General features: G+C 66.0%; 12 protein-coding genes. 7 read left to right on the top strand and 5 right to left on the bottom strand.

Annotated elements, in window-relative coordinates; all coding sequences use genetic code 11:
• The first annotated feature begins 236 nt into the window (after window positions 1–236).
• From JF66_RS21740 to JF66_RS11220, 5 genes are all read left to right on the top strand, one after another.
• Complete coding sequence (locus tag JF66_RS21740) at window positions 237–1190, top strand: hypothetical protein (protein WP_231556385.1); 954 nt, start codon at window positions 237–239, stop codon at window positions 1188–1190.
• A 103-nt stretch (window positions 1191–1293) separates the two neighbouring features.
• Window positions 1294–2367, top strand: a complete 1074-nt coding sequence (locus JF66_RS11230; RefSeq protein WP_051973441.1) for a chaplin family protein — start codon at window positions 1294–1296, stop codon at window positions 2365–2367.
• Complete coding sequence (locus JF66_RS21735; RefSeq protein WP_051973440.1) at window positions 2351–2689, top strand: hypothetical protein; 339 nt, start codon at window positions 2351–2353, stop codon at window positions 2687–2689. Before JF66_RS11230 ends, JF66_RS21735 begins: the two co-directional genes overlap by 17 nt.
• A 190-nt stretch (window positions 2690–2879) precedes the next feature.
• On the top strand, window positions 2880–3614 hold the full coding sequence (locus JF66_RS11225; RefSeq protein ID WP_051973439.1) for a flavodoxin family protein: 735 nt from the start codon (window positions 2880–2882) through the stop codon (window positions 3612–3614).
• Window positions 3615–3682: 68 nt separating this feature from the next.
• Complete coding sequence (locus JF66_RS11220) at window positions 3683–5236, top strand: carboxylesterase/lipase family protein (RefSeq protein WP_035877932.1); 1554 nt, start codon at window positions 3683–3685, stop codon at window positions 5234–5236.
• Between the two features lie 321 nt (window positions 5237–5557).
• Here JF66_RS11220 and JF66_RS11215 read toward each other — a convergent pair whose 3' ends face one another.
• On the bottom strand, window positions 5558–6214 hold the full coding sequence (locus JF66_RS11215; protein ID WP_197059395.1) for a DedA family protein: 657 nt from the start codon (window positions 6212–6214) through the stop codon (window positions 5558–5560).
• Complete coding sequence (locus tag JF66_RS11210; protein WP_035877927.1) at window positions 6211–6405, bottom strand: hypothetical protein; 195 nt, start codon at window positions 6403–6405, stop codon at window positions 6211–6213. Before JF66_RS11210 ends, JF66_RS11215 begins: the two co-directional genes overlap by 4 nt.
• Before the next feature lie 170 nt (window positions 6406–6575).
• Here JF66_RS11210 and JF66_RS11205 point away from each other — a divergent pair, with 170 nt between their 5' ends.
• Window positions 6576–7343 carry a GntR family transcriptional regulator gene (locus JF66_RS11205; protein WP_051973438.1) on the top strand — a complete coding sequence of 256 codons (768 nt, stop codon included), beginning with the start codon at window positions 6576–6578 and terminating at the stop codon, window positions 7341–7343.
• 275 nt (window positions 7344–7618) lie between these two features.
• Here JF66_RS11205 and JF66_RS11200 read toward each other — a convergent pair whose 3' ends face one another.
• From JF66_RS11200 to JF66_RS11190, 3 genes are read right to left on the bottom strand one after another with little or no spacing between them, the layout of a single operon-like run.
• On the bottom strand, window positions 7619–8422 hold the full coding sequence (locus tag JF66_RS11200; RefSeq protein WP_081882326.1) for an ATP-binding cassette domain-containing protein: 804 nt from the start codon (window positions 8420–8422) through the stop codon (window positions 7619–7621).
• Complete coding sequence (locus tag JF66_RS24340; RefSeq protein ID WP_035877934.1) at window positions 8419–9441, bottom strand: ABC transporter permease; 1023 nt, start codon at window positions 9439–9441, stop codon at window positions 8419–8421. Before JF66_RS24340 ends, JF66_RS11200 begins: the two co-directional genes overlap by 4 nt.
• A gap of 14 nt (window positions 9442–9455) precedes the next feature.
• Entirely contained in the window at window positions 9456–10418 is a 963-nt protein-coding gene (locus JF66_RS11190) for a sugar ABC transporter substrate-binding protein (RefSeq protein ID WP_035877925.1), read from the bottom strand.
• Window positions 10419–10567: 149 nt separating this feature from the next.
• On the opposite strand from JF66_RS11190, the gene JF66_RS11185 reads away from it, so the two are divergent.
• On the top strand, window positions 10568–11581 hold the full coding sequence (locus JF66_RS11185; protein WP_035877921.1) for a LacI family DNA-binding transcriptional regulator: 1014 nt from the start codon (window positions 10568–10570) through the stop codon (window positions 11579–11581).
• Window positions 11582–11814: the final 233 nt, after the last annotated feature.

Genomic DNA, 11814 nt, shown 5'->3' with positions numbered 1-11814 from the left:
TCAATTGCTCTATCCGCTGAGCTACGGGCGCCCGGTTACTTCCGCTTCAAGCTCTCGGAGGCAACTTGAAAACTATACCAGCTATCCGGACCGCCGCTCACCGATTGCACTTCTTACGCAGATATTACGGAACTCCAATTCTTCCTCCAAATACTGCTTGGGAGGTGGACAGAGCCGTTTCCTCATGTTTACCTTGGGCACGACACGACCCATGAAAGGGGGGTGCCCTGATGGATATGACGTTTTTTCGCTTGGCGTCCCGCCCTCTCCAATTGGTGATCGTGGGAGCGACTCTTGCGGTTGCCTGGTCGACAGTCAGCGTCACCATCGGCGCCGCCGCTCCGTCCGAGGCGGAGGCCAACGCTGACGGCCTCGCTCCGCTCAGCTCACTGGGCAGCGTCACTGATCCGCTCGCGCCTGCGGTCGCCCCAGTCACCACCCTCGCTGCCCCGGTGACGGCGGCCGTCGCGCCCGGTGTGGTTCCGGCCTCTCCGGTTGCGGCCCCTCCGGTTGCGGCCCCTCCGGTTGCGGCCGTGGCCGTGGCCGTGGCGGCCGCGCCCGTCGCGGCGCCTGCCATCCAGCCCGTCGCGGCTGTTGTCGCTCCGGTTACCGCCTCCGTCATCACCGTCACCGCACCCGTGCTCGCCCCCGTCGCCCCGGTCGCCCCTGTTGTTACAGCCGTCGCGACCCCACTGAGCACCATCGTGGCGCCCGTCGCGCACCTGACAACGGATGTCGTGACACTCGTCCGCATACCGGCCATCGTCGGATCCCTCGACAGTCTGCGCACTGCGATGCCCTCCAACGTGGTCGCCGTGGCGAACGCGATCGTGACGCCCACGTCAATGCCGACCCCGTCTGACACGTTCCCCCGGGGCTCCGTCGACCGTGCCGCGTTCACCGGGCCGCTCAGCGGGGCTGTCCAGACGGTTCCGTCGCAGGAGTCACAGGAGTTACCGGCTAGCCGCCCCTTAGGGGCGCCCCTCGGGAACTCCAACGATCAGCCGGGCATGCCAGCCCCGGCGGGCAGCAGTTCTGGTCAGGGCGGCTCCGCCGGCGGCCCGAACGCGGCATCCGATTCACCACCGACCACCCCCTTGCCCGCGCGACGGGTGTTGTCCGGCTCCACCTTCGGCACTGACGCTGTTCCGTCAGCGCCCACCTTCGATCCGGGTTCTTCTCCCGACTGATGGGTCCGCCGACCTGATCTCTTGTTCAGAGACGCAGATCGCACGCAGACCGAAGTCTCCCTTATCGGGAGCACACCATCACTCATTCAGGAGCAAAACCATCATGAATTCTTTTGTCAAAAAGGGCCTCTTGTGCGCCCTCCTCGTCGGGGGCATCTCGCTCGTCGGCGTCGGTGCAGCCAATGCAGCCGAAGCACCGATCACCTCGGGCTCTGACGGCCTCGTGTCGGGAACCCAGGTCGTGACAGACGTCGGCGCACCGATCTCACTCGCCGGAAATGCCATCAGCATCCTCGGCGACTCCACCGCTGCGACCGCCCCCGCGGCCGCACCGGCCCTCGTCGCGGAACCCGTCGCACCCGCCCCGGCCGCCGCACCGGTTACCACCGGCACGGGGTCCGTGGCCGGCGGCACCCAGGTCATCGCCCCCGTCGCGGCTCCGGTCACAGTGACCGGCAACGCGATCAGCGTTCTCGGTGACTCCACGTCTACCGCTGCACCCGCCACAACGCCGGCAGCAGCACCCGCTCCCGCCGCCGCGCCAACCACCACCGGAACCGACGGCATCGCCAGCGGCACCCAGGTCGTCGCCCCGATCACCGCCCCCGTAACCGCAACCGGCAACGCCATCAGCATCCTCGGCGACTCCAACTCCACCGAAACCACCGGAACCGGGGCTTCAACCCCCACAACCGGAACCACGGGAACCGGCGCCACCACCACGGGAACCGACGGCATCGCCACGGGAACCGACGGCATCGCCAGCGGCACTCAGGTTGCCCCGACAGTGACGGCCCCCGTCGCCGTCACCGGCAACGCCATCAGCATCCTCGGCGACTCCAACTCCACCGGAACCGCCAACGGAACGCCGACCACCGGAACCATCGGAACCGGAACCGGAACCGGAGCCAGCACGACCGGCACCGACTCCACCCTCGGCGGTACCCAGGTCGTCGCCCCGATCACCGCCCCCGTAACCGCAACCGCAACCGCAACCGGCAACCGGCAACGCCATCAGCATCCTCGGCGACTCCAACTCCACCGAAACCACCGGAACCACCGGAACCGGGGCTTCAACCCCCACAACCGGAACCACGGGAACCGCGGGAACCGGAAGCATCATCGGCGGAACTCCGCTCATGCCGACAGCGTCTGCGCCGGTGACGATCAGCCGTAACGCCGTCAGCGTCATCGGCAACACCGGCACAAAGCCCGTTGCCTCGGTCACGCCCCTCACGCCGGTGACCCCGGTCGTTCCGGGCACCCCGGTGATTCCCTTGACTCCGGCAACCCCGACAACCGGGGCTTCGGCGACACAGACCGGCTTGACGGCATCCGCTTCGGGCAACAGCTCGATCGCCGCACTCGGCGTGACACCGATCACCGCGCTCGCCTCAACGGGAGCGAACCTGGCACCGACGCTCGGCCTGAGCGCCCTCGTACTGATGCTCGGTCTCGGGCTCATGTTTGTCGCCCGCAGAAAGGCCGTGCTCGCCTAACCGACCAAGACCAGCCTTTCTGACATCCCGCTGGTCGAGGCGCGACGAAGGAGCGATCGAGACCCCGCACGCTGGCCTGCAAAGCCGGTCACCAGGTCTCGATCGCTCGTACCTCGCGCCTCGACCAGCGAGTCCGACGTGATGGCTCTGCGGCCTAGCCAGCCAGTGGTCGGGGTGCTTTACTGTCGGCATGGTTGAGCACACGCGTGTGGAAACGATCTTCGACTACTCCTCGCTTCGCGCCCTGTTCATCAACTGCACTCTCAAACGCAGCCCGGAAATCAGCCATACCCAGGGCATCGTCGACCTCAGCGCGCACATCATGCGGGAGGAAGGCGTGCAGGTCGATGTGATCCGGGCGATCGACCATGACATCGCCACCGGCGTCTACCCGGACATGACCGGTCACGGCTGGGCAGCGGATGCCTGGCCGTCCCTGTTCGAAACCGTGCAGGCCGCCGACATTCTGGTCTTGGCCGGCCCGATCTGGCTCGGCGACAACGGCTCCGTCACCAAGCGCATCGTAGAACGCTTGTACGCGATGTCAGGGCTGTTCAACGACAAAGGGCAGTACATCTACTACGGCAAGGTCGGTGGGGCGATCATCACCGGCAACGAAGACGGCGTGAAGCACTGCAGCTCCAACCTGCTGTACAGCCTGCAACACATCGGGTACACGATCCCCCCGGCCGCGGATGCGGGCTGGATCGGCGAGATCGGGCCGGGAGCCAGCTACCTCGATCCGGGATCGGGCGGGCCGCAGAACGACTTCACGAATCGCAACACCACCTTCATGAGTTGGAACCTGATGCACATGGCCGCGATCCTGCAGGCCAGCGGCGGCATCCCTGCCTGGGGAAACCTGCGCCGCGGCTGGGACAGCGGCGAACGTTTCGGATTCGAACCGAACCCGGAATACAGATGAATCGCACGCGAAATCACTCACCGGAAGCCGAACCGTAGCAAGCGTCAGAGCCGAAAGGGCGCGGCACCATGGTTATTCAGGCAGTTGACACTCCCCCCGTTCACGCTCCCAGCCAACCCGTGGTGCGAGTCCGAGACGGCCTTCTACGTGGCGTTCGTGAAGGAGGTGTCCTCGCCTGGCGAGGAATTCCGTACGCTGCGCCGCCGGTAGGGCCCCGTCGCTTTCGTGCGCCGGAGCCGGTGGAACCATGGAGTGGAATTCGCGATTCCCGGCGATGTGGCCCGTCCTCCTGCCAGCTGCCCCGACGCCGCGCTACCGCGACCAGGCCGACGTGCAGCGAGGATTGCCTCAGTATCAACGTGCTTGCCCCAGCTGTCGGGCGACAGACGAAGCTGAGTCTCCCCGTCATGGTCTTCATTCACGGCGGCGGCTACAGCGTGGGATCCTCACAGGATTTCCCCGGCCAGGGCGAGGCGTTCGTGCGGTCCGGCCGCGTGGTCTATGTGAACTTCAACTATCGGCTCGGTGCCCTCGGTTATCTGGATTTCAGCCGATATTCCACTGCCGGCCGAACGTTTGAGAGCAACCTCGGCCTGCGCGATCAGGTGGCCGCCCTGCAGTGGGTGCATGACAACATCAGATCCTTTGGCGGCAACCCGAACAACGTCACCCTCTTCGGCGAGTCAGCCGGGGGCAACGCGGCCATCACGCTCATGGCCACGCCGTCCGCTCGCGGCCTGTTCTCCCGGGTCATTGCACAGAGCCCCCCACCCGGCGCAGTGTATTCGCCCGTCTTGGCGGCCGAGTGGGCGGAGGAGTTCGTGCACGAACTGCGTCGGATCACCGCCGACACCCGCACGGAGACCGCCGATCTGTTGGTGCAGGCGGATGTCACCCATCTGTTGCGTGCCGCACTCACGCTCCAGATGCGCACGCCCGACGCCCAACCGGGAACCTTCCCGCTGGCCCCCGTCGTGGACGGGGATTTTCTGCCCGAGAAACCGGTGGACGCATTCCGGCACGGCCGGGCACACCGTGTGCCGCTGACCATCGGCACCAACGACCGTGAAGGGTCGGCTTTTCGCGGGCGGGTGGACATCCTGCCCACGTCACCCGACCGCATCCAGGCGCTGTTCGCCCGGGCACCCATGGATGTGCACGAAGCCATGCGGCAGGCGTATCCGGAGCTGCACACCAAACGCACGTCATCGGATTTCGGGGGCGACTTCGCCTTCTGGTTTCCGAGCGTGACCGTGGGCTCACTGCACTCGCGCGTGGCTCCCGTGCACTTCTATCGCTTTGACCTGGCGCCGCGCTTGATGCACGTGATCGGTCTCGACGCCACCCACGGTATCGAGCTCTACGCCCTGTTCAATCACGTCGACACGGTGTTCGCACGCACGGCGACGTCCCTCGGCGGACGGCGGGATTTCATCAGTGCGGGCGAGCGGATGCGCCGACACTGGCTACGATTCGCCTGCACGGGAGCGATGGAGCACTCGTGGCCGCGGTATACCGAGTATGACCGCCAAACCCTCATCATCGACGGGGTCGATCGGGTGGAGTCAGATCCCCGCGGTCACCGGCGGGAAGCGTGGCAGCAGTTCCTGCCGGACTTGTAGACCATCGTTCGCTCACGAAACGGGCCGGGTGCCACGAGTGCGACAGCCGGCCCGCCCGTATCGGCGGCGGCGGCGTTATTTCTCGTTGGGGGTCGGGCGCTCGGGAGGCTTGGGAGCCGGCGACTCGGGCGCGTGAGGCCGTGGGTCGTGGGGCTTCGGGTGCGGTGTGTCAGACATCTGTCGTACCTCTCTCAAGAATTCTTCCGGTCGTCCGGCGATCTCACTCCGGCGTACAGCCGACCGTACTCCCCTTCACGGAGTTTGCCGGGAAGTCGACCTTACGAAGTGCTGACGAGGGCGATATTCGCGACCGGTGAGTGATCAGTCGCGGGAACCCGACGCCCCGAGCGCGCCGTCGCCGTCATCGGCCATGAGCATCCGTCGCTGGCGTCGCCGCGACAGAGCGCTCATGACGGTGTCGATGCTGAAACCCAGGATCAGAACAGACCCGATCGACACGATGATCGCGAGCAGCGGATGCGCGCTCAGCCAGGATCCCGCCGCGTAGCCGATCGCCACGTGGTACAGGGTGTAGAAGCTAGACGCGGCGATCGACAGGGGGATGTAGCGCGCCACCGGAAACCCGGAAGCGCCGGCCGTCATGGTGACCGCCACCCGGCCAATGGGAACGAATTTGGCGGCGAGAAAGAAGACCGCGGGACGCCGACGCAGACCGCGCTCCGCCCAGGCGAACGCTCCGGCCACCCGCGGGCGGCGCATCCATGCCCAGCGTGCCAGCCCGATCCGCCTCCCCAGCACGAAGGCGATGGCGTCTCCGACGATCGTCGCCACCACCGCGACGCCGAGCACGTAGGCCACCTCGGGGCCGCTCCCGGTCGCGGCGAGCGCGCTCAACGCACCCACAAATGTCTCGCCCGGCACGAACGGGAAGAAGCCGTCCACGACAAGCAGCGCCGCCAGGGCGAGATAGGCCCAGGGGCTGCCGGCGACGGCGAGAATAATCTCTGTGAGGGTCACGATGCGCTGACACTAGACCGGTCTGGGGAACGGCGGGTGAACGATGCGCCGGCACCGAGCCACGCGACTGCCGCCAGAGGGAGCACGAGGAGGAGAAGCGCCACGCTTCCGTCCACGGAGGGCAGCGCCCACCACGAGAGCACGGCGGGCCACGCGCCGTTCACGTCAGGGTTCGACGCAGCGGTCATCATTCACCGGTTCCTCTCCGCACACGCGGCGGCCGATCGCCCTCTCACAGGTCGACACCGTAGCGCGCCTCGCACCCGAGGGGAAGAGCACGTGAGACCACCCGTCCCGCCGGCTACGTGTCGTGATAATGTCATAACAACTTTCCAAAGTGAAGACGATGTAAGGGGCTGGCATGACCGCGACCAACGAAGAGAACGTGCTGCCGATGAGCCTGTTCATGGATCTCCAGCGTTCCGGTCCGATTCCGTTGTATTTTCAGGTCTCGCAGCGCATCGAGAAAGCGATCCTGAGCGGCGAACTGCCCGTGGGCGCGCGCCTCGAGAACGAGGTCGGCCTTGCCCAGCGCCTCGGACTGAGCCGCCCGACTGTGCGCCGCGCTATTCAGGACATCGTCGATAAGGGTCTACTCGTGCGCCGGCGGGGCATCGGTACCCAGGTCGTGCACGGCCAGGTCACGCGCAAGGTCGAGCTCACCAGCCTCTATGACGACCTCACGAATACGCAGAAGGTGCCGTCCACCCGTCTGCTCACCTTCGAGAGCGTGCCCGCCGATACGACGGTGGCCGAAAAACTCGCGTGCGACGTGGGTACTCCCACCCTGCACATCCGTCGGGTTCGCCTCGCTAACGACGTTCCCGTGGCCGTGATGGAGAACTGGCTGCCCGAGGAGTTCCTCACGATGGAGCCCGACGACCTCGTCAGCCACGGCCTGTACCAGGTCTTGCGCTCCCGCGGGGTGACGATGCGGGTTGCCCGTCAGCACATCGGCGCCCGAAAGTCCACGAACGAGGAGTCCGAGCTTCTCGACGTGGAGAGGAACGCCGCGCTGCTCACCATGGACCGCACGGCCTTCGATAACTCCGGGCGCGCCGTCGAGTTCGGCCAGCACTGCTACCGTCCGGATCTGTACTCCTTCGAGGTCACCCTCGTCGAGAAGTAGACGACTACCTCGGCTCCGAGGAATACCGCACGAGGTCTCGATCAGCGGATCCGCAGCGTCGGCTCCGAGGAACGTCGCACCAGGCCTCGATCGCTCGTACCTCGCGCCTCGACCGGCGAATCACCCACCGCGCCGGGCCTCGACCGGCGAATCCGCCACCGCACCAGGCCTCGATCGGCGAGGCCGCTGGTCGAGGCGCGACGAAGGAGCGCTTGGATCGGGCCTGTCGAGATCGAGACCCCGCGTGCCACTCTCCGGACAGGCTTCGCGGGAAGCTACTCGGAGGTCGGCCGCCGCAGTTCCTCGGCGAGCGCGTCGAGCTCCGCACCGCCGGCCATCAGCCGCGTCATCTCCTCCAGGGTGATCTCACTCTTGGCGAAGGCGCCCATACTGGTTCCGCGGCGCAGCAGCAGGAAACGATCACCCACCGGGTAGGCGTGGTGCGGGTTATGGGTGATGAACACGACGCCGAGGCCGAGGTCCCGGGCCTGCGCGATGTACTTCAGCACCACGGCGGCCTGCTTCACGCCGAGCGCCGCGGTCGGCTCGTCGAGGATGATCGCCTTCGCCCCGAAATACACCGCGCGGGCGATCGCGACCGACTGCCGCTCGCCACCAGACAGTGTGCCGATGGGCTGATCCACGTCGCGCAGGTCGATGCCCATCCGGGCCAGCTCGGCGAACGTGGTGCGTCGCATCCGCTTCACGTCGAGGCGGCGGAGAGGCCCTCGACCGCGCGTCAGCTCCGACCCGAGAAAGAAGTTGCGCCACACGGGCATCAGTGGCACGACGGCGAGATCCTGGTACACCGTGGCGATGCCGAGATCGAGGGCATCGCGCGGGCTGGCGAAACGGCGCGGTTCACCATTCCAGAGCAGCTCGCCCTGCGAGGGCGAGTGCGCCCCCGCCAGAATCTTGATCAGCGTCGACTTGCCCGCGCCGTTGTCGCCGAGCACGCACAGCACTTCGCCAGCCCCGACCGACGCCGACACATCACGCAGCGCCACCACCGAACCGTAGGTCTTGCCGATTCCCCGTACCTCGAGCAGAGGCACGGCAGCGGATGCCGCCCCGTTCACGACCGCTCCCCCGCCTGGCGTCGCACATACAGGTTGACGAGCACCGCGAGCAGCAGCATGCCGCCGAGGAAGGCCTTGAGCCAGTTGTTGTCCCACTGGGCGAAGACGATGCCCTGCAGGGTCATGCCGTAGATGAGAGCACCGAGGGCGGCGCCGATCGCCGAGCCGTAGCCGCCGGTGAGCAGGCATCCGCCCACCACCGCGCAGATGATGTAGATGAACTCCTGACCGATACCGGTCGTCGCCTGCACCGTCGACACGTCGAAGAGCTGCAGCATACCGACGAGCCAACCGGCACCGGCGGTGGTCATGAACAAGCCGGTCTTGGACCTCATAACCGGAACGCCCATCTGACGGGCGCTCGCAAGCTGCCCGCCCACGGCGAAGATCCAGTTGCCCGCACGGGTGCGCAGCAGCACCCAGGTGGCTAGAGCGGTCAGCGCGATCCACCAGACGACGGCGATTTTGATGTCCGCGCCCAGAAAGGGGAATGACGAGCCGAAGTACACCTTCACGACGTCGAAGCCGGGCACGGCCCCCATTCCCTGGATGGCCACGGATCCCGTAATGAGTTTCGTGACGGCAAGGTTCGTGCCCTGCAAAATGAAGAACGTCGCGAGCGTCACGATGAAGCTGGGAAGGCCGGTTCGCATCACAACGAAAGCATTACCGGCGCCGATCAGCAGGGCCGCGGCGAGCGCGATCACCATCGCCAGCCAGATATTGAGCCCCCACTGGGTGGTCATGACCCCGACGATGAGCCCGGTGGTCCCGGTCATCGCACCGGCCGAGAGATCGAATTCCCCGCCGATCATCAGCAGGGCTACCGCCACGGCCATGATCCCGAACAGCGAGGCGGAATACAGCCACGTCGAGACACCGGCCGGCGTCAGGAACACCGGCGCCATCAACGAGAAGAAGGTGAAGATGGCCAGGGCCGCAACCGCCGCACCGATTTCGGGTCGGCGCAGCAGCTTCACGGCGCGGTTCGCAGTCCTGACCTGCTCATGGGCCCGCATCGGAGCGGCGACGGTCACCGGGTGCCGTTGGTGGCGTACTTCGCGACCTGGGTCACGTTGTCTTTCGTCACGTAGCCCGGGCCGGAGTACACCGGCTGACCGCCACCGACGACATCGCCGTTGCGTTTCTGCAGCGTCAGGAACACGACAGGCAGGTACCCCTGCGAGTACGGCTGCTGGTCGACCGCGAAGAGGATCTTTCCGTCTTCGATGAGCTTCGTCACATCAGCTGACACGTCAAAGGTCGCCAGCGTTGCGGTGCTCGCTGCCTCGGAAATCGACTGGGCCGCAGCCACACCGACGGCCGGGTTCAAGGTGAGGACCCCATCGATTGTCGGGTCGGCCAGAAGCTTGCTCTTGATCGTGTTCTGGGCGTCGGCGATGTTGGCGATGTCGACCTGCACGTTCGACAGAGTGCCGCCGAGCGTGTCCGCGGCACCCTTGCAGCGCTCTTCCAGCCCGGAGTTGCCGGCCTCATGGATGACACAGATCACGTTCGTCACGCCGGCCTTGGCGAGCTGTTCGCCAGCCCCCTGCCCGGCGATGAATTCACTCTGACCCACGTGGGTCTGCGCGCCGAAGGCCTTCGACTCTTCAAGGCCGGAGTTGATGGTGATCACGGGGATCCCGGCCGCAATGGCCCGCTCCACCGCTCCTTTGACGCCGTCGGGGTTGGCCATCGACACCACGAGGCCGTCGGGCTTGGAGGCAATCGCCGCGTCGATCAGCTGGCTCTGCTTCACCGGGTCGCCGTCGCCCTGATACGTCACCGTGGCTCCGAGGTCGGTGCCCGCCTGCTCGGCGCCGCTCTTCACGACGTCCCAGAAGGAGTCTCCGGGGGTGCCGTGCGTGACCACGGCAATGACGGCTTCGTCAGCGGATGCTCCGGCCGTCGTGTCACCCGTGGTGGCCGTGCATCCTGTCAGCACCAGGGGAATGACGATGAGCGCGGCGAGCCAGCTTGTGTTCTTTTTCATGTTCTGCAACCTTCGTTGCATCAATTGTGGCCTGTCCGGCGCCGAATCTCATCACCGGACGACGCGCGATGGAGCAATTGCAGGAGTCGTCGAATTAATGACGGTATGCCACGAGCACGGGATGGACCGGTCCAACATAAGGTAGGGCTATGGCAAAGAGGGCAACTATTCGGGACGTCGCTGCGCGGGCAGGCGTATCAAAATCCGTGGTGTCACTCGTTCTGCGCGGAACAGGCTACGTCAGTGTAGTCAAGCGCGATGCCGTAACCGCTGCCGCACAGGAGCTCGGCTATCGCGCCAACGCGGCAGCCCGCACGCTCACGGAAGCCCGCAGCTACACGGTGGGCGTCGTGCTGAACGACCTGCGGAACCCGTGGTTCGTCGATGCTGTTGACGGGCTCAACACTGCCCTGAACGAGCATGGACTACAAATGTTGCTCGGGGACCACCGTCTAGACAGCCGCGGCGGCTCGTCCTTGCTCGGCAAGCTGCTTGAGATGCCCGTGGATGGGCTGATCCTTGTCGGCACCCTCCCTGAGTCCGCCGACCTCATCGCCGCCGTGAGCCACGTGCCCACGGTCGTTCTCGGCGCCCCGGAGGCCCCTCATCCGTCGGCCGACATCGTGACGGGTGATAGCGTCGTCGGCGCTTGGCTGGCCGTGCAGCACCTCGTCGACCTCGGGCACAGACACATCGCACACATCGGCGCGGGTCCATCCCCCGTCGGACGGGCCCGCCGCGCCGGATACGAACAAGCCATGATTGCGAATGGCCTCGGCAACCTCATGCTCACGGTCGATGGCGGCTTCACCGAACACGCGGGCCACCGCGCGGGCCTTGAGTTGTTGGGCGACAAGACCTCACAGCGCCCCTCCGCCATCTTTGCAGTCAACGACATGGCCGCCTTTGGTCTGCTCTCCGCCGCCGATGAGCTGGGACTGTTAGTTCCGGACGACCTCTCCGTTGTCGGATACGACAACACTCCCACTGCGCGAATGCAGCACATCAGCCTGACCAGCATCGATAACGCCGACCGGCGCAGCGGCAGGAGAGCCGGGGAGATCCTCGTGGCTCGCCTGGCCGACCCAGACCTGCCACCATCGATCACCCTGCACCCGCCCGTACTGGTCGCCCGGCGCAGCAGCGGCCCACCGCGCTTCTAACCGCCGTTTAAGCGCGGTCGGCAGACGGCTTTGTAAGTTTGTCAGGACATTTCTTGACTCATCGTGGCAGAACCACTAACGTGACTCCTAGGTGTTGGACCGGTCCAACATTCCTTACGGCCCGCACCAGCGCTCACGCTAAGGCGACTTTCACCTCCGAAGACGCAGGGATACCTTATGAAAAATGTAACGCTCGGACTGATCGGCGTCGGCCGCATCGGAGTAATGCACGC

Origin of the sequence: Cryobacterium sp. MLB-32 (assembly GCF_000738085.1) — a bacterium.
Taxonomy (GTDB): domain Bacteria; phylum Actinomycetota; class Actinomycetes; order Actinomycetales; family Microbacteriaceae; genus Cryobacterium.
This window is presented reverse-complemented; position numbering and strand designations above follow the sequence as displayed.